Below are 17,397 nucleotides of genomic sequence, written 5' to 3' on the forward strand. Positions count from 1 at the left end.
ACCGTGCCGGCTCGCAGCGGACCAACGAAAGGAGCACGTCGTGGCCAACCCCGACGCGCAGGGCGTCACCGGCGCCCCCTTCCGGCTCGACGTCGAACGCGGCAAGATCCGCGAGTTCGCGCTGGCCACCGGAGCGGCTGACGCGGACTACCTGCGGGAGGAGAACCCGGTCGTACAGCCGACGTTCCTCACCACGACGTTCTTCTGGCAGGGCGAGGACTCCAACCCGTGGTCCGCGGTCGAGCTCGACCAGCAGCGCGGCCTGCACGCCGAGCAGCAGTACACCTTCTTCGGCGAGCCGCCCCGCGCCGGCACCCGGCTCACCTGCCAGTCGCGCATCGGCGAGATCTACACCAAGGTGGGGCGTCGCGGCGGGGAGATGACGTTCGCCGTGATGTACACCGACTTCCACGACGAGACCGGGCGTCTCGTCGCCCGCGCCAAGCTCACCGGTGTCGAGACGGCCCGCCCGCCGGCCACCGGGGACGCGGCACAGGACGGAGCGTCCGCATGAGCGACACGACGGCCACCGCCGGTCCCCGTACGACAGAGGTCGCCCTGCCCGTCCCGGCGACGCCTCCGGCGCGCACGTACGGCCCGGTGACCCGCACCGACTTCGTCCGCTACCAGGGCGCCTCGGGCGACATGAACCCGATCCACCACGACGAGGTCTTCGCCAAGGCGGCCGGGTTCCCGAGCCCTTTCTCGGTGGGCATGTGGCAGGCCAGCCTGCTCGGCACCTACGCCACCGACTGGCTCGGCGGCCCCAACGTGCGGGACTTCCGCATCCGGTTCCTGGCCCAGGTGTGGCCCGGCGACGTCCTCACCCTCGACGGCGTTCCGCTGCGCACCTACGTGCTCGAAAGCGAGGACGGCCGTGAGGGCCGCGTCGACGTCGAGCTGACCTGCCGGCGGCAGACCGGCGACAAGGCCGTCACCGCGTGGGCGACCTTCGTGCTGCCCCTCGACGCCGCCGTCGAGGCCGGCGAGCGGCCCGAGACCACCGAGGAGCAGGGATGAACCCCACGAGCCACCCGTCGGTGACGACGACCGTGCACCCCGACGGGATCGCCGAGATCGTCGTGGACAACCCGCCGGTCAACGCGCTGCCGGTGGCCGGCTGGTTCGCGCTCGCCGCCGCCCTCGACGCCGCCGGCGCCGACGAGTCGGTGCGGGTCGTGCTGCTGCGCGCCGAGGGCCGCGGCTTCAACGCCGGCGTCGACATCAAGGAGATGCAGCACACCAACGGCTTCACCGCGCTGCTCGGCGCCAACCGCGGCTGCTACGCCGCGTTCAAGGCCGTCTACGAGTGCCCCGTCCCGGTCGTCACCGCCGTCCACGGCTTCTGCCTCGGTGGCGGCATCGGCCTGGTCGGCAACTCCGACGTCATCGTCGCCTCCGACGACGCCACCTTCGGCCTGCCCGAGGTCGACCGCGGCGCCCTCGGCGCGGCCACCCACCTGTCCCGGATGGTGCCCCAGCACCGGATGCGCGCCATGGTCTACACCTCGGCCACCGCCACCGCCCAGGAGCTGCACGCGTACGGCTCGGTGCACAGCGTCGTACCCCGGGAGCGGTTGCGCGCGACGGCGCTCGCCGTCGCGACCAGCATCGCCGAGAAGGACCCCACGGTGATCCGGGCCGCCAAGGCCTCGCTCAACGGCATCGACCTGTGGGACGTCAACCGCAGCTACCGCTTCGAGCAGGGCTTCACCTTCGAGCTCAACCTCACCGGGGTCGCCGACCGGATCCGCGACGAGTTCGCCGGCACCGACAAGGCGGCGCGCCCGGGCAGCGAGGGCTGAGCCGTGCGGTCGATGGTGGTGCGCGAGCTCGGCGGTCCCGAGGTGCTCACGGTCACCGACGGGCCGCAGCCGCAGCCCGGACCGGGGCAGGTGCTCGTCGACGTCGCCGGCGCCGGGGTGAACTTTCCCGACGGCCTCATCGTCGCCGGCACCTACCAGACCAAGCCGGAACTGCCGTTCGTGCCCGGCTGCGAGGTCGCCGGCACGGTCGCGGCGCTCGGCGACGGGGTGACCGGCCCGCCCGTCGGCACCCGCGTCGTCGGCTTCTGCGGCATCGGCGGCTACGCCACCCAGGTGCTCGTCGACGCGCGCATGGTCCACCCGTTGCCCGATGGCATCGACCTCGTCGAGGCGAGCACGATCCCCGTGGTCTACGGCACGTCCTACCACGGCCTCGTCGACCGGGCCCGCCTCGCCGCCGGCGAGACGCTGCTCGTGCTCGGCGCCTCCGGCGGCGTCGGCCTCACCGCCGTGCAGATCGGCAAGGCCCTCGGCGCGACAGTGATCGCGGCCGCGTCGAGCGAGGACAAGCGTGAGCTGTGCCTGACGCACGGCGCCGACCACGCCATCGGCTACGACGACCTGACCGCGACGGTGCGCGCGCTGACCGGCGACGCCGGCGCCGACGTCGTCTACGACCCCGTCGGTGGCGACGCCGCCACCGCGGCGCTGCGCGCCCTCGCGTGGGCCGGGAGGTTCCTCACCGTCGGCTACGCGGCGGGCACGATCCCGCAGGTCAAGCTGAACCGGCTGCTGCTCACCGAGGGCGCGGTGCTGGGGGTCCTCTGGGGCGCCTGGGCAAGGCGCGACCCGGCGGCGAACGCCGCCAACATGACGACGGTGCTGGAGTGGATCGCCGCCGGCCGGCTGAGGCCGCACGTCAGCGAGGTCTTCCCGCTGGAGGAGGCCGCCCGCGCGCTCGGCACGGTGCTGAACCGTGGCGCGCGCGGCAAGATCGCCCTCCGCACGAGCACAGGCAAGGAGTGACGGTGGCTGACGCGACCGACCTGACCCGGATGGACCTTGGCCCCGGCCCGCGCGCGAGCGAACTGCTCGCGACGTTGCGCACGTTCATGACCGAGCACGTCTACCCCGCCGAGAAGGTGTACGCCGCCCAGCTCGCCGCCGCGGCCCGCGAGAACGGCGGGGTGTCCCACGTCCTGCCGCCGGTCGTCGAGGAGCTGAAGGCGACGGCGCGCACGCTGGGGCTGTGGAACCTCTTCCTGCCCGACCTGTCCGGCCTCACCAACGTCGAGTACGCCTACCTGGCCGAGGAGACCGGACGCTCGCCCTACCTGGCCCCCGAGGCGATGAACTGTGCCGCGCCGGACACCGGCAACATGGAGCTGCTGCACATGTTCGGCACGCCCGAGCAGAAGCAGCGGTGGCTCGCCCCGTTGCTCGACGGCACGATGCGCTCCGGCTTCTCGATGACCGAGCCGGACGTGGCCTCCTCCGACGCGCGCAACATCGCCACCTCGATCGTGCGTGACGGCGACGAGTACGTCATCAACGGACGCAAGTGGTGGACGACCGGCGCCGCGGACCCGCGCTGCGCCATCCTCGTGCTGATGGGCAAGACGGACCCGGAGGCGGCCGTCTACCGGCAGCAGTCCATGATCCTCGTACCGGTCGACACCCCCGGGGTGACGATTCTGCGCTCGCTGCCGATCTTCGGCTACCACGACCAGCACGGCCACTGCGAGATCCGGTTCGACGACGTGCGGGTGCCGGTGACGAACCTGCTCGGCGCCGAGGGCGAGGGTTTCGCCATCGCCCAGGCCCGCCTCGGCCCGGGCCGCATCCACCACGCGATGCGCTGCGTCGGCATGGCCGAGCGGGGCCTCGAGCTGATGGTGCGCCGGACGACGGCCCGCGAGGCGTTCGGCGGCCCGATCTCCGACCAGGGCGTGGTGCGGAACTGGATCGCCGAATCCCGCATGGAGATCGAGCAGGCGCGCCTGCTCGTGCTCAAGGCGGCGTGGCTCATCGACCAGGTCGGGATCCAGGGCGCCGCGACCGAGATCGCCGCGATCAAGGTCGTCGCGCCCCGGGTCGCCCGCAACGTGCTGGACCGTTCGATCCAGGCACACGGCGGCGGTGGGGTCACCGACGACTTCCCGATCGCCCGGATGTGGGCGAGCGCCCGCATCCTCGGCATCGCCGACGGCCCGGACGAGGTGCACCTGCGCACGGTGGCGCGTACGCAACTACGCCGCTACCGCGACACGCCGGCGACGGTTTCCGCCGGGACGGGACGGGACTGAGATGGATCTGACCTGGTCGGCACAGGACGAGCAGTTCCGTGCGGAGGCCCGCGACTGGCTCACCGCGAACGTACCGCGGCAGCCGCTGCCCTCCGGCGACACCGCGGCGGGCTTCGCCGCCCACCTGGAGTGGGAGCGGGCACTGCACGCGGACCGGTGGTCGGTCGTGTCGTGGCCGCAGGAGTACGGCGGCCGCGAGGCCTCGATCTGGCAGTGGCTCATCTTCGAGGAGGAGTACTACCGGGCCGGCGCGCCGCAGCGGGTGACGCAGAACGGCATCTTCCTGCTGGCCCCGACGATCTTCGAGTTCGGCACGAAGCAGCAGCAGGACGAGCTGCTGCCGCGGATGGCGGCGGCGCAGGACCTGTGGGCCCAGGGCTGGTCCGAGCCGGGCGCGGGCAGCGACCTGGCCGGGATCACGTCCCGGGCGGTGCGGGACGAGCAGGCCGGCGGGTGGCGCCTGAGCGGGCAGAAGACCTGGTCGACCCGGGGCGCGTTCTGCACCCACCTGTTCGGGCTGTTCCGTACCGACCCGCAGGCGCAGCGGCACCGCGGACTGACGTACTTCCTCGTGCCGCTGGACACCCCGGGCGTGACGGTGCGCGGGTTCGACCGGCTCGACGGTGACGAGGGCTTCGCCGACGTGTTCTTCGAGAACGCGTTCGTACCGGACTCGGCGGTCCTCGGCGGCGTCGACCAGGGCTGGTCGGTCGCGATGTCGACGACCGGCTCGGAGCGGGGACTGACGCTGCGCTCACCGGGGCGTTTCCTCAAGGCGGCAGCCGCGCTCGTGGCGCTCGCGGGCGAGCGGGGCGAGGCGGCGACCGACCTGCTCCGCGACCGGGTGGCGCGCTCGTGGATGCAGGCGCACGCCTACCAGCAGTTCACGCTGGCTCAGGTCACCGACATCGTCGAGGGTCGTCCGGCCGGCGCACGTTCGAGCCTCAACAAGGTCTTCTGGTCCGAGCTGGACATCGCGTTGCACGAGACGGCGCTGGAACTGCTCGGCCCGGACGCGCTCGTCGACGGGCCGTGGACCCGCGGCTACCAGTTCTCGCTGTCGGGTCCGATCTACGCGGGCACCAACGAGATCCAGCGCAACATCATCGCCGAGCGCCTGCTCGGTCTGCCGAGGAGGTGATCAGGCGTGCGTTTCGCTCCGAGTGACGAGCAGCGGGAGCTGGAGGCGGTCGTCCGTCAGGTGCTCACCGACCGGTGCCCGCCGCAGACGGTACGCGCCGGAGCCGGATCGGCGCAGGTGGCCGCACTGGCCGAGAGCCTGGCCGGTCTCGGCGTTGCGGGGCTGCTCGTGGCCGAGGACGACGGCGGGCTGGGCCTGGACGAGAACCACCTCGTGTCGGTCTTCGCGCAGATCGGGTACGCCGCCGCGCCGCTGCCGCTCACGGCGACCCTCGCGGTCGCCCCGGCGGTGCTCGCCGCGGGCGCTCCGGACCTGCTGGCGAAGCTCGTCGACGGGGGCCTCACGGTCGGCGTCGACCCTGCGGAGACCGGGCATGTCGCGTTCGGTTCCGGTGTCGACCTGGTGCTGCGTGGCGGCTTCGGTGGGACGGGGCGCATCGAGATTCTCGACGTGTCCGACGCGGCGGTCTCGACGTCGCCGTCGGTGGACGTCGCGCTGGACCTGACCGGGTACGCGGACGCGCGGCTCGTGGCGGCGGTGGACGACCCGCAGGTGGTGCGGCTGGCCTGGGAGCGCGGGGTGCTGGCGACCTCGGCCGAACTCATCGGGCTGTCCCGGCGGATGCTCGACCTCACTGTCGAGCACGTCCGCACCCGGGAGCAGTTCGGGGTGCCGATCGGCAGCTTCCAGGCGGTCAAGCACCACCTCGCCACGGCGCTGCTGCACCTGGAGTTCGCCGTACCGGTGGTGGCGACGGCCGGGTTCGAACTGGCCGCGGGCCTTCCGGGCCGGCTGCGCGCCCTGGCGACGGCCAAGGCGCTGGCGTCCGAGGCGACGCACGTCGTGGGCCGGGCCGCCCTGCAGTGCCACGGCGCGATCGGTTACACCACCGAGTACGACCTGCACCTGTTCCTCAAGCGGTCGTGGGCTCTGGAGTCGTCGTGGGGCAGCGCCGCCTGGCACCGGGCGGCTCTGCTGGACGACCTCGGTGTCGGCCTGACCGGCGTGCGCCCCGCGTCCTGACCGCCGGCCCCGCACGACGTACACCGACCCGTGAGAAGGAGATCCAGATGAGCGAGACCAGCGGCGTGGACCCGCAGGCGGCGGCGGAGGTCGTCCGGTACGAGACGCGGGGGCCGGTGGCCGTCGTGACGATGAACCGGCCGGAGTACCGCAACGCGCAGAACTCGGCGATGACCTACGCGCTCGACGACGCGTTCTACCGCGCGGCCGCGGACGACGAGGTGAAGATCATCGTCCTGGCGGGCGCGGGGAAGCACTTCTCGGCCGGCCACGACATCGGTACGCCGGGCCGGGACATCGGCTCGTCGTTCGACAGGCGGGCCGGACTGTGGTGGGACCATGTGGGCAAGGCCGGGGCCGACAGCCGGTTCGCCCGGGAGTCCGAGGTGTACCTCGGGATGTGCCGTCGCTGGCGTGAGCTGCCCAAGCCGATGATCGCAATGGTGCAGGGAGCGTGCATCGCCGGGGGCCTCATGCTCGCCTGGTCGTGCGACCTGATCGTCGCCTCGGACGACGCGTTCTTCGCCGATCCGGTCGTCCGCATGGGGATCCCCGGCGTCGAGTACTTCGCCCATCCGTGGGTGATGGGTCCGCGCTTCGCCAAGGAGTTCCTCTTCACCGGCGACCGGATGCCGGCGGCGCGCGCCGCCGAGCTGGGCATGGTCAACCGGGTAGTCGCCAGAGACGAGCTCGAGGCCGAGGTCATGGGGCTCGCCGCGCGGATCGCGCAGATGCCGCGTCTGGGTCTCGCGCTGACCAAGAAGGCGGTCAACCAGGCCGAGGACCTCATGGGCCTGCGGGACGGAATGGATTCGGTGTTCGGGCTGCACCACGTTGCGCACGCGCACAATGCCGAGGTGGGCAGTGACTCCCTCGGTGGCCAGGACGCCCGGAGCATGCGTGACGCCGCGAGACAGGAAGGGTGATCGAAGCGATGAATATCGTCGTACTCGTCAAGCAGGTGCCTGATTCGGGCGCGGACCGCAGCCTGCGTGCTGACGACAACACCGTCGACCGCGGTTCGGCGAACAACGTGATCAATGAGATGGACGAGTACGCCATCGAAGAGGCGTTGAAGATCAAGGAAGCGCACGGTGGTGAGGTCACCATCCTGACGATGGGTCCGGACCGGGCGACCGAGTCGATCCGTAAGGCGCTGTCCATGGGCCCGGACAAGGCCGTCCACGTGGTGGACGACGCCCTGCACGGTTCCTGCGCGGTGGCCACCTCGAAGGTCCTCGCCGCCGCGCTCGGGCAGTTGGGCGCCGATCTGGTTCTGTGCGGTGCGGAGTCGACCGACGGCCGGGTGCAGGTGATGCCGCACATGATCGCCGAGCGGCTGGGCGTGGCCGCGCTGACCGGCGCGCGCAAGCTCACCGTCGACGGGTCCAGCCTGACCGTCGAGCGGCAGACCGAGGAGGGCTACGAGGTGGTCACCGCCTCGACCCCGGCCGTGGTCTCCGTCTGGGACACCATCAACGAGCCGCGGTACCCGTCCTTCAAGGGCATCATGGCGGCCAAGAAGAAGCCGGTGCAGACGCTCTCCCTGGGCGACCTGGGCGTGGCCCCGGCCGAGGTGGGCTTCGACGGCGCCACCAGCGCGGTGGTGGAGCACTCCAAGCGCCCGCCGCGTTCCGGCGGCGAGAAGATCACCGACGAGGGCGACGGCGGCGTGAAGCTGGTCGAGTTCCTCGCCTCCGAGAAGTTCGTGTGAGAGGTCACTGACATGTCTGAGGTTCTCGTCGTCGTCGAAGCCACCCGGGAGTTCGGCGTCAAGAAGGTCACCCTCGAGATGCTCACCCTCGCCCGCGAGCTGGGCACCCCGAGCGCCGTCGTGCTCGGTGGCGCCGGCGCCGCCGAGGCGTTGAGCGCCAAGCTGGGCGAGTACGGGGCGGAGAAGATCTACGCGGCCGAGGGTGAGGAGATCGACGGCTACCTGGTGGCCCCCAAGGCGACTGTGGTCGCCGACCTCGTCGCGCGGGTGCAGCCGGCGGCGGTGCTGCTGGCGTCGTCGCAGGAGGGCAAGGAGATCGCCGCGCGGCTGGCGGTGAAGCTGGACAACGGCATCCTGACCGACGTGGTCGGCCTGGCCGCGGACGGCACCGCCACGCAGGTGGCGTTCGCCGGGTCCACCATCGTCAAGGCGAAGGTCACCAAGGGTCTGCCGCTGGTCACCGTTCGGCCGAACTCGCTGAACCCGGTCCCGGCCGCGGCCAGCCCGGCGGTGGAGCAGCTCACCGTGTCGGTCACCGACGCCGACAAGCTCGCCAAGGTCGTGGAGCGGGTCGCCGAGCAGAAGGGCTCCCGCCCCGAGCTGACCGAGGCGTCGGTGGTGGTGTCCGGTGGGCGGGGTGTCGGTAACGCGGACAACTTCAAGCTGGTCGAGGAGATGGCCGACCTGCTCGGCGGCGCGGTCGGCGCGTCCCGCGCGGCGGTGGACTCCGGCTACTACCCGCACCAGTTCCAGGTGGGCCAGACCGGCAAGACGGTGTCTCCGCAGTTGTATGTCGCGCTGGGTATCTCCGGGGCGATCCAGCACCGGGCCGGCATGCAGACCTCGAAGACCATCGTCGCGGTGAACAAGGACGCCGAAGCGCCGATCTTCGAACTCGCCGACTACGGCGTGGTCGGCGACCTGTTCAAGGTCGTCCCCCAGGCCGCCGAGGAGATCCGCAAGCGCAAGTGACACAGTCGTGTCGGTCATGCTCTGGATGGAGGACGGCGAATGGTGGGGGCAGCAGCGATGCGGGTCGAGCCCGATGACGTGACGTCGGACTGGACGCGTCCGGGCGTGTTCGAGGTGGCCGCAGGTGTGTACCGCATTCCGCTGCCGCTACCGCAGGACGGTCTGCGATCGGTGAACGTGTACGCCCTGGCCGGTGACGACGGCCTCGTGCTGGTCGACTCGGGCTGGGCCATCACGGCGGCCCGACAGGCATTGGACGCGGCCCTGGCTGCCCTGGGCGCGGGCCTTGCGGACGTACGCCGGTTCCTCGTGACGCACGTGCACCGCGACCACTACGCGATGGCGGTGGCCGTACGGCGCGAGTTCGGCACCACGGTGAGCCTCGGCGAGGGCGAGGAACCCTCTATCCGCGAGCTGTCGACTCCGGGCCACCGGCCGATGTCCGAACACTGGCAGGCGCTGATGCGATGCGGTGCGGGCGAGATCGTCGAAGCGCTGCGCGCGCGGGCCGAGTCGGCGCGGCATGATCCGACGGACTGGGCGGCGCCGGACGACTGGCTGACCGGGGGAACCGACGTCGTCCTACCGACCAGGACCCTGCGGGTAGTGGCGACCCCGGGACACACCCGTGGGCACGTCGTCTTCCTCGATCCCGACGCGGAGCTGATGTTCACCGGCGACCACGTCCTTCCGCACATCACACCGTCCATCGGCTTCGAGGCGGCGGCCGCGGCGCTGCCACTCGGGGACTACCTGGATTCGTTGCGGTTGGTCCGGTCTCTGCCCGACCAGCGGATGCTTCCGGCGCACGGCCCGGTCGGCCCGAGTGTCCACGCGCGCGTCGACGAACTCCTGCACCATCACGCGAAGCGACTCGACCAGGCGTGCGGGGTCGTGCGTGACGCGACGACGGCTTACGAGGCGGCGGGTCAACTGACCTGGACCAGGCGGGAGCGTGCCTTCGCCGACCTGGACCTGTTCAACCAGATGCTCGCCGTCACCGAGACGGCCGCCCACCTCGACCTGCTGGTGGCGCAGGGGCGGCTGAAGGCTGCCGACGTCGACGGAGTGCGCCGCTACGCCCCGGCGTGACCAGACGGGCTCTTCCGGTCGAAGCCGGACGATCTCCGTCGAGCTGTTCTCGGCGAATTTCCTGCGTCCGCGCAGGGTTTCCTTCCTACTGGTGGCAGCGCCAATCAGCCAGTGCCGACCAGGGAGGGGCTCGATCATGAAGGTCGTCGTCATCGGTGGCAGTGGGCTCATCGGCTCCAAGCTCGTGAAGATCCTCGATGCCCAGGGCCACGAAGCGGTGGCGGCGTCGCCGAAGACCGGCGTGAACACGCTGACCGGCGAAGGAGTGGCGGAGGCGCTGACCGGCGCCGGCGCCGTCGTCGACGTGTCGAACTCGCCGTCGCTGGAGGGCAGCGCCGCGTTGGAGTTCTTCGAGACGTCCACGCGCAACCTTCTCGCCGCCGCGGACGCCGGGGTGGGTCACTACGTGGCGCTGTCCGTAGTAGGTTCCGAACGGCTTCCGGACAGCGGATACATGCGGGCGAAGGTCGCCCAGGAGCAGCTCATCACCGCGTCCGGGCTCCCGTACTCGCTGGTGCACGCCACCCAGTTCTTCGAGTTCCTCCAGGGCATCGTCGACGCCGCCACGGACGGCGACACCGTGCACCTCGCGCCGGTGCTCATCCAGCCGATGGCAGCGGACGACGTCGCCGCCGCGGTAGCCGAGGTCGTGGTCGGCGCGCCGACGTACGCCGTGGTCGAGGTCGGCGGCCCGGAGCAGTTCCGCCTCGACGAACTGGGACGATCCGTCCTCGACGCTCAGCGGGATACTCGTTCGGTGGTGGGTGATCCCGGCGCCCGCTATTTCGGTGCCGCGGTGGCCGAACGCTCGCTGGTTCCCGCCGACGGCGCCCGCATCGCCGGTACGCGCCTGGACGAGTGGCGAACACGGACGAGTAACGGTCAGTGAACCGGCGCGCTACGTGGGACTGAGGGTGCGTTCACGTGGGCGCGGAGGGCCGGTGCGCCAACAGAAGTGGGACCGGCTCAGCGCGGTGAGTTCCAGTGCCGGAACAGCTTCTGCACCTCCGCGTGCCAGCGGACCGCGCCGTCGATCCAGCCGGAGCCTGGCTGACCAGTGGTGGCATTGACGACCAGCGCAGGTAGGGAAGGCTCTCCGGCGGCGGTGCACTCCTCGGCCACCCGGGCCAGAACGTGGCGCATCTGGTTGCGGAGATCCACGCCGGCCATGCCGATCGCCTGGCCCAGTTCGCCGTAGGTCAGCAGCGACCGTCGCATCGCGGCGATGATCAGTGCGGCACGTGCCATCCGGACCCACTGTTCCCGTTGCTCGCTCGGCATGCCCGCCAGCGTGGCACCCGCATATATCGTGATCGACCCTTCGAACGGGTCGCCGTGGGCGGCCGTACGGGCAGATCGGCGTCGCCCGTGACCTGCCGAGGACATCGCCGCTCCGCTTCTGCGCCGTAGTCCGGCCCAGATGCCGATACCCGATGCCGCTGTCGTGCGACAGACCGAGGAGGCACTCGCATCGGCAGAGCGAGCCGGAGGCTCGCCAAGCATCACGTGAGACGCATCCCTTTGGACGTGGCGTTTTCGATTCGTTGCCGCTGGCGACCGCTTCCTGGACGTCGTTCGTTCCAGGTGCTGGCGGCTATTCTGAGCGCAAGGCGTTCCGGTAGCTGCGGGACCCTACGCTCGGGTGTCACTTCGCAGCCGTGAACGTTCAGCCAGTTCGTAGTTCCACTGTTCGGTGGAACGTAAGGGACCGCGGCGGTGTCGACAATCGTTTGTACGCCCTCCCATTGGAGCTGCCGTGCAGCAGACGCCCGATCCGCCGGATCCGTTCGTTAATCCGCTTGGAACCGACGCGGCGACGCCTTCAGGGCGACCCCCGGCGCAGTATGCGGCCAGGGCTCCCGGGAAGGGCATGAGGGTAGGGATCGTCCTGTCGGTGGCAGTTGTCGGTGGTCTCTTCCTTTGCTGCATCGGCGGAGGTGCTCTCTCCGCTGTCGGCCTTCTCCTCGGCGGGGCGTCACCTTCGCAACCTGCCCCAGCCTCCCCTACCATCGAGCGAACGCCAGCACCGAGTACGCGCACGCCCGAGCCGGTTCGCACCACCGCTCTGCCTACCCCGTCGGCCACGCCGCCTTCCACGCCACCGGTAGGGGCGAGTCGCCCAGCGAGTACAAGGCAAGTGCTGCCTGCCTACGACATCTTCGAGCGCCGAGACGTCAGTTCCGGCTCCGGCGCTCGCCGTCTAGCCCTGCGGGTGGAACTGCACGTCTACCCCGTCAGCGTTCAGCAGGTCATCGACGTCGCGACACGTATCGTGGAGAACCACAGAGGGCAGGGATGGCAGGCGCTGTCGATCGTGATCACATACGACCGACGTGAGGTGTCGCCCAGTTACGCGGCGTTCGAATGGGCGCCTGAGGGGCGTTGGGCGGACGCCGCCAAAGGGGACGCCGCCTCTTGGCAGGGCTACCAGCTCCACCAGGCCATCGTCCGCGACAAGCTGAGCCAGCCGGACAAGTGTCGAGTCCCGTCCGCGCAGGCATACGGGCTCAGCGGGGAGTTCAACCAAGCAACACAGGACAATGTCGAGGTCAGCGAGGGAGCGGTGCTGGCGGATATCGCCAAACGACATCGCATCTCGACCACTCGCGCTGAGGAGTTGGTCTTGACCGTCGAGGACTGGACGATGTGCTGACTCGTCCAGGTCATCCTGATCACCAGTAGGCGGAGTCGACCGGCGCATCAAAGCGCCTGGATGTACGGTCCTTCGTCATGAGCTATGACCTGATCTTCGTACCCCGAGGCGACGACCAGTCCTGGGAGGACGCCCTGGAGGCGGCGGCGGAGGCCGACAGCGACGAGCGTTCGCGCGCCGAGGCGTGGAACCGGATCGTGGCGGCGGCGCGGCAGGTGCTCGGTGAGGTCTCCGTGTTCGAGGGGGCCGACAACTACGAGCTGACGCACGAGCCGACCGGCGTCCAGGTCAGCTACTACGCGGACGAGGTCAGTGTCACCGTGCCGTACTGGTACCGGGGCGGTGACGCCCGGGCCGTCGTCGCGGCGGTGCACCGGCTCGGCGCGGTCGTCGAGGCGGTCACCGGTCTGTCCGGCTACGACCCTCAGGTGGAGCTGCCGTTGGCCGAGGCCGCCGCGCGGCCGGAGCTGGCCGTCGCGGCCTTCGACGAGGTCGCCGAGTCCTTCGCGAGGCGCGGGATCTCCAGTCCCAGCAACGGCTGAACGCCTGCCCGCACGCCGGCAGGTCGCAGTGGCGGGGCGCTGTCGGATCGACTGCGGCGTGCGACGCTCGTGGCGTGCGTACCGTCTTCGTCTTCCCGGCCATGGCGCAGGCCGCCGTCGTCGCCCTGCTCGACCGGCTGTCGCCGGATCAGAGACATCCGTGGCTGGTGGACGGATGCCTGTACCCGGATCTGACCGGCGAGGACGAGCACCTGTACGCGGACTGGGAGCCGGCGGCGGTGCGGGCCCTGAGCCGCGCCCGCGGTGACCGGCCCAGGTGGGCGGTGCAGGTCGACGTCTCGGGCCGGGTCGACGGGACGGTGGAGGTCCGTCGCCTGACGTTGACGCTGCTCGGTCGGGGCGGCGTCGCGATGGACGACTGCTCCGACCATGTTTGGACGGCGGAGCAGATCGCGGCCGACGCGACTGTGGACGGGCTGCGCTTCTTCGACTTCAGAGGCCACTACGAGCGGAACCGGCTCGCCCGGTAGCCGGCCGACCGGGCAGCTTCCCGCCGCGCTCAGCCGCCGACGCACCCCGTCACCGCCCGGCCAGTTGGTGCCACGAGGAACATTGGCGGTGGGCGATGGCATCCTGATGGGCCCGGATGATTCTCGTCCGGATATTCCGTCGCCGCATTGAGAAAAGCGCAGCCCCGAAAACCGGGGAACTGGATTGTGGCGTCGGAATGGATGCCCTCGGCGTAGTAGAGCATGTTCGGTCCCGGCGACTGCCGTCCGCCGCACCGCACTCTCAGCTTCTTCTAAGGCGAAGAATTGTGGGAACCGGTTGCGCGAAGTCGAGTCCTCGCATAGCGGCGGGAGGGCGCGCAGTCTTCGCGGCAGCGTTTTCCGAATCCCGCTGACAGGCGTTCCGTCAGTGCCGGATATTTGTTTTGCAAACGTCGAACCGGCGGCGCCGGCCGGTCGCCCTGTGCTGTCTGGCTCTCCGTGGCAGATCACCCGAAAGGAATGTCAGATGAACGCTGCGCCTGACCCGACCGGAATGCCCACCGTCGTCCTCGTTCACGGGGCATTCGTGGACGGGTCCAGCTGGAACGGGGTGATCGCCGATCTCCGGCGCCGCGGCTACCCGGTCATCGCGGTCGCGAATCCGCTGCGCAGCGTGCGGGGGGACGCCGCCTACCTGCGCGCGCTCGTGGACAGCCTGCCCGGGCCGGTCGTGCTCGCCGCCCACTCGTACGGCGGCGCGGTCATCACCGAGGCCGCGGACGGCGCGGCCAACGTCCGGGCCCTGGTGTACGTCGCCAGCTTCAGCCCGGACGTCGGCGAGTCGGTGGCCGACCTGAACGCACGGTTCCCCGGCAGCATGCTCGCCGACAACATCCAGGCGGTGCCGATTCCCGCCCAGGACGGCAGCGCGGACATGGACCAGTACGTCAAGCAGGAGACCTACCCGGACTTCTTCGCCCCCGACGTTCCCCGGGACACCGCCGCGGTGATGGCGGCCACGCAGCGGCCGACCGCGGCGAACACGCTGACCGACAGCGTGACCCGGGCCGCTTGGCGGAGCATTCCGTCCTGGACGCTGGTCACCGGCCAGGACCTGGCGATCCCGCCGGACCTGCAGCGCTTCCTGGCCGAGCGGGCCGGGTCCACGACCGTCGAGGTCGCCGCGTCGCACGCGGTGACGGTCTCCCAGCCCGGCGCCGTCGCGGACCTCATCGACACCGCCGCCCGCGCCACGTCGATGTGACGTCACCCGGTCAGCAACCCGGTGTCGGTGGCAGGCGCTGATCAGAGCAGCACGAGTTCCTGGGCCAGCATGTCGGTCCAGGTGCGCCGGGTGACGTTGCAGCCGGTGTGTTCCACGAACTGCCGTAGGGCGCGTCGTCGAAGGACTCCGGCGGCGGGCTCGCACCGGCCGTGACGGCGGTGCGGCGGCCGTCCGGCGCCCGGCGAGACGTCACTCACCTCCCGCCGGGCCGGACGCGGCCGTCGCCGCCGTGTCAGTCGTGTCTCAGCTCCCGGCGCACGTGACGGTGGCGCCGCTGCCGTTGCCGGCGCCCTGGAATCCGAAGGTGGTGGTCTGGCCCGCGCCGACCTGCCCGTTGTAGCTCTGGTTCGCCACGGTGACGGTGCCGCTGGTACCGCTGGGCACACCGTTCCACAACGAGCTGATCGACGCGCCGCCCGGCAGGGCGAGCGTCACGCGCCAGCCGGTCAGCGCCGTGTTGCCGGCGGTGACGGTGACGGTGGCGACGAACCCGCCGTTCCACTGGTCCTGCACCACGTATGAGGCCGAACAGGACGGTCCTCCGCCGGGCGGCGGCGTCGTGGGCGGGGGAGTCGTGGGCGGCGGCGTGGTGGGGGGTGGGGTGGTGGGGGGTGGCGTGGTGGTGGGCGGCGGGTCGAGCGTCAGGTTCTTCTGCTGGACCGTCCACTGGGTGCGGCACAGGCCGCAGTCCGGGCCGACGAAGTTGGCCCCGGCGCCCACGTCGCCCTTCAGGCGCCACTTCAGGTAGAGCACCGCCACCCGGCCGAACTCGCCGCCGTTGGGCTGGTCGTAGGTGCCGCCGTGACCGACGTTCAGGTTGCCCATGAACGCGGGCAGCCCGGACGGCAGCTTGCCCCAGTCGTCCATGGCGTTGGGGTAGGCGATGTCGCTGGGCCCGCCGATGAAGTACGCGATGGGCTTGGTCAGCCGGCGCAACTGGTAGTCGTCGGCGTCGTTGAGCAGCCCGCTGCTGAAGATGCCGGTCGTGGTGACGCGCGGGTCGTTGGAGACGGCGTACGCCTCCACGCCGCCGCAGGAGAAGCCGGCCACGGCGATCTTCGTGGTGTCCAGCCGGTTGAAGTACTTGCTGCCCGACCGGGAGTTCTCCGCCACCGCCCAGTCGATGGACTGGGTGAGCATCTGGGCGTTGGTGGAGCCGGAGCCGTTCGGCGCGCCGTTGGCGATGGCGAGGAAGCCGTGGGAGGCGATCTCACGGAGGAAGTTGCCCTGGGACAGGCCGTTGGCCGAGCACGCGCCGTTGCCCCAGACCAGGATGGGAAGGCGCTCGGACGGGAGGGTCTGGGGCCGGAAGATGGTGTGGTTGGCCAGGGTGGACGAGGTTTCGTAGTCGGCGGGGTAGGGGCCGGAGCCGCCGATCGCGGCGCCCGCGGGCGCCGCGCCGAACGTCATGGTCACAGAGGCGGCCGAAACGACGGCGGCGGCCAGTCCCGCGTAGATTCTCGATCTCCTTCTCATGGGTCCTCCAGCGACTGACGCGTAGGCGCCCTTGGTGGTGTCGGTGTGCGGTTACTATCACCGGCGTAACGAAAAGTGTCAATGTAACGTCCGCTGTGTGGACGCGACTTCGCGCTGGTCGGGGACCTGAGGCGAGGCCCCGGCGCGATCAGTTGGCGACCGTCCTCTTCGCCGCGCGTCAGGCGTCCGTCGCGTCGAGCCGCTTCTGCAGCCGGTCGAGGCGGTCGAGGACGTCGTGCATCATCACGCGCAGGACCGTCGTGTCGGCGTCGCGTCCGGGCAGCATCCGCCCGAACGCGACGCCGTAGTAGAGGGCGGAGAGCGCGGCGGGCGTGACGACGGCGCTCACCCCGGTGCGGCGCAGCGCGGCGCCCGCCTCGCCGTCGTCGCGCAGCAGCCCGAGCAGCAGGTGGCTGCCGGTGGTGACGGCCGAGGCGTGCGCGGTGGCCTGCTCGGCGGCGGCCGCCAGCACCGCCAGGGTGGCCGGTGAGGTGGCCGGCTCGCTGGGCGTCGCCGTGACGGCGGGGGTCTCGCCCAGGGCCGCGCGGATCGTGGCGGCGGGGAAGCCGAGCAGTTCGACGGTGTTCAGCACCAGGCTCTCGCCCTCGTCGAGGAAGGCCCGCAGCAGGTGGACCGGCTCCACCGTGCCCGCGCCGGAGGCGGACGCGAGGGCGTACGCCTGGTGCAGGATCGCCGCCACGTGGTGGTTGGCGGGCGGGGTCAGGGTGAGCCCGGCGGGCAGCGCCCGGGTGGTGGGTGTCTCGTGAGTCGCGCCCACGGCGCCGTCCAGCGCCTGGGTCAGCGCGGTCTGGCAGATCCGGGAGACCGGCAGCCGGGCGTCTCGGACGCGGTCGGCGAGGGCGTCGGGTAGATAAACGTTGACCTTGGGCACCTGACCGATCCTGTCACGCGGGGGCCGGGCCGGGCACCCCTTGATCGCCTACATTCCCTAGGGTTATAGTAGGGTTATGCCCG

General features: G+C 70.9%; 20 protein-coding genes. 16 read left to right on the plus strand and 4 right to left on the minus strand.

The genetic code is table 11. From position 1 onward, the window contains the following. Positions 1-40: 40 nt before the first annotated feature. From PVK74_RS03260 to PVK74_RS03315, 12 genes are all read left to right on the plus strand, one after another. Positions 41-514 carry an FAS1-like dehydratase domain-containing protein gene (locus PVK74_RS03260; RefSeq protein WP_069090084.1) on the plus strand — a complete coding sequence of 158 codons (474 nt, stop codon included), beginning with the start codon at positions 41-43 and terminating at the stop codon, positions 512-514. Continuing rightward, the gene (locus tag PVK74_RS03265) at positions 511-1,020 is read left to right on the plus strand and encodes a MaoC/PaaZ C-terminal domain-containing protein (protein WP_274478129.1); all 510 of its coding nucleotides are present in this window, start codon (positions 511-513) and stop codon (positions 1,018-1,020) included. The genes PVK74_RS03260 and PVK74_RS03265 overlap by 4 nt, the downstream gene beginning before the upstream one ends. Then, positions 1,017-1,805, plus strand: coding sequence for an enoyl-CoA hydratase family protein (locus tag PVK74_RS03270; protein ID WP_274478130.1), 789 nt, complete (start codon positions 1,017-1,019; stop codon positions 1,803-1,805). Before PVK74_RS03265 ends, PVK74_RS03270 begins: the two co-directional genes overlap by 4 nt. A 12-nt stretch (positions 1,806-1,817) precedes the next feature. Further along, a complete protein-coding gene (locus PVK74_RS03275; protein WP_274479243.1) occupies positions 1,818-2,792 on the plus strand; it encodes an NADPH:quinone oxidoreductase family protein in 975 nt (324 codons plus the stop codon). Positions 2,793-2,821: 29 nt separating this feature from the next. Continuing rightward, positions 2,822-4,072, plus strand: a complete 1,251-nt coding sequence (locus tag PVK74_RS03280; protein WP_187693310.1) for an acyl-CoA dehydrogenase family protein — start codon at positions 2,822-2,824, stop codon at positions 4,070-4,072. 1 nt (position 4,073) lies between these two features. Next, positions 4,074-5,213, plus strand: coding sequence for an acyl-CoA dehydrogenase family protein (locus PVK74_RS03285; protein WP_064446326.1), 1,140 nt, complete (start codon positions 4,074-4,076; stop codon positions 5,211-5,213). A gap of 6 nt (positions 5,214-5,219) precedes the next feature. Further along, positions 5,220-6,236 (plus strand): acyl-CoA dehydrogenase family protein, encoded by a 1,017-nt coding sequence (locus PVK74_RS03290; protein ID WP_274478132.1) that lies wholly within the window; start codon positions 5,220-5,222, stop codon positions 6,234-6,236. A 65-nt stretch (positions 6,237-6,301) separates the two neighbouring features. Then, positions 6,302-7,162 (plus strand): enoyl-CoA hydratase, encoded by an 861-nt coding sequence (locus PVK74_RS03295; RefSeq protein WP_274478133.1) that lies wholly within the window; start codon positions 6,302-6,304, stop codon positions 7,160-7,162. 8 nt (positions 7,163-7,170) lie between these two features. Continuing rightward, positions 7,171-7,950: an electron transfer flavoprotein subunit beta/FixA family protein gene (locus PVK74_RS03300; protein ID WP_274478134.1), complete on the plus strand. Its 780-nt coding sequence runs from the start codon at positions 7,171-7,173 to the stop codon at positions 7,948-7,950. Positions 7,951-7,962: 12 nt separating this feature from the next. Further along, the gene (locus tag PVK74_RS03305) at positions 7,963-8,922 is read left to right on the plus strand and encodes an electron transfer flavoprotein subunit alpha/FixB family protein (RefSeq protein ID WP_274478135.1); all 960 of its coding nucleotides are present in this window, start codon (positions 7,963-7,965) and stop codon (positions 8,920-8,922) included. Positions 8,923-8,961: 39 nt separating this feature from the next. Then, positions 8,962-10,014: an MBL fold metallo-hydrolase gene (locus tag PVK74_RS03310; protein ID WP_274478136.1), complete on the plus strand. Its 1,053-nt coding sequence runs from the start codon at positions 8,962-8,964 to the stop codon at positions 10,012-10,014. A gap of 136 nt (positions 10,015-10,150) precedes the next feature. Then, positions 10,151-10,903 (plus strand): SDR family oxidoreductase, encoded by a 753-nt coding sequence (locus tag PVK74_RS03315; protein WP_274478138.1) that lies wholly within the window; start codon positions 10,151-10,153, stop codon positions 10,901-10,903. A 77-nt stretch (positions 10,904-10,980) separates the two neighbouring features. Here the strand turns inward: PVK74_RS03315 and PVK74_RS03320 are convergent, their stop codons facing one another. Further along, the gene (locus tag PVK74_RS03320; RefSeq protein WP_064446322.1) at positions 10,981-11,295 is read right to left on the minus strand and encodes a hypothetical protein; all 315 of its coding nucleotides are present in this window, start codon (positions 11,293-11,295) and stop codon (positions 10,981-10,983) included. 856 nt (positions 11,296-12,151) lie between these two features. Here PVK74_RS03320 and PVK74_RS03325 point away from each other — a divergent pair. From PVK74_RS03325 to PVK74_RS03340, 4 genes are all read left to right on the plus strand, one after another. Further along, the gene (locus PVK74_RS03325; protein WP_064446321.1) at positions 12,152-12,667 is read left to right on the plus strand and encodes a hypothetical protein; all 516 of its coding nucleotides are present in this window, start codon (positions 12,152-12,154) and stop codon (positions 12,665-12,667) included. A gap of 77 nt (positions 12,668-12,744) precedes the next feature. Next, positions 12,745-13,209 (plus strand): hypothetical protein, encoded by a 465-nt coding sequence (locus PVK74_RS03330; RefSeq protein ID WP_274478140.1) that lies wholly within the window; start codon positions 12,745-12,747, stop codon positions 13,207-13,209. 74 nt (positions 13,210-13,283) lie between these two features. Continuing rightward, on the plus strand, positions 13,284-13,700 hold the full coding sequence (locus PVK74_RS03335) for a hypothetical protein (RefSeq protein WP_274478141.1): 417 nt from the start codon (positions 13,284-13,286) through the stop codon (positions 13,698-13,700). A gap of 487 nt (positions 13,701-14,187) precedes the next feature. Further along, positions 14,188-14,925 (plus strand): alpha/beta fold hydrolase, encoded by a 738-nt coding sequence (locus tag PVK74_RS03340; protein ID WP_043324784.1) that lies wholly within the window; start codon positions 14,188-14,190, stop codon positions 14,923-14,925. A gap of 41 nt (positions 14,926-14,966) precedes the next feature. Here the strand turns inward: PVK74_RS03340 and PVK74_RS03345 are convergent, their stop codons facing one another. The 3 genes from PVK74_RS03345 to PVK74_RS03355 form a co-directional block, all read right to left on the minus strand. Next, on the minus strand, positions 14,967-15,143 hold the full coding sequence (locus PVK74_RS03345) for a hypothetical protein (RefSeq protein WP_223201123.1): 177 nt from the start codon (positions 15,141-15,143) through the stop codon (positions 14,967-14,969). 46 nt (positions 15,144-15,189) lie between these two features. Next, positions 15,190-16,422 carry a cellulose binding domain-containing protein gene (locus PVK74_RS03350; RefSeq protein WP_043324782.1) on the minus strand — a complete coding sequence of 411 codons (1,233 nt, stop codon included), beginning with the start codon at positions 16,420-16,422 and terminating at the stop codon, positions 15,190-15,192. Between the two features lie 178 nt (positions 16,423-16,600). Next, positions 16,601-17,314 (minus strand): Clp protease N-terminal domain-containing protein, encoded by a 714-nt coding sequence (locus PVK74_RS03355; RefSeq protein WP_113974341.1) that lies wholly within the window; start codon positions 17,312-17,314, stop codon positions 16,601-16,603. Between the last annotated feature and the right edge of the window lie 83 nt (positions 17,315-17,397).

Origin of the sequence: Micromonospora chalcea (assembly GCF_028768405.1) — a bacterium.
Taxonomy (GTDB): Bacteria; Actinomycetota; Actinomycetes; order Mycobacteriales; family Micromonosporaceae; genus Micromonospora; species Micromonospora chalcea.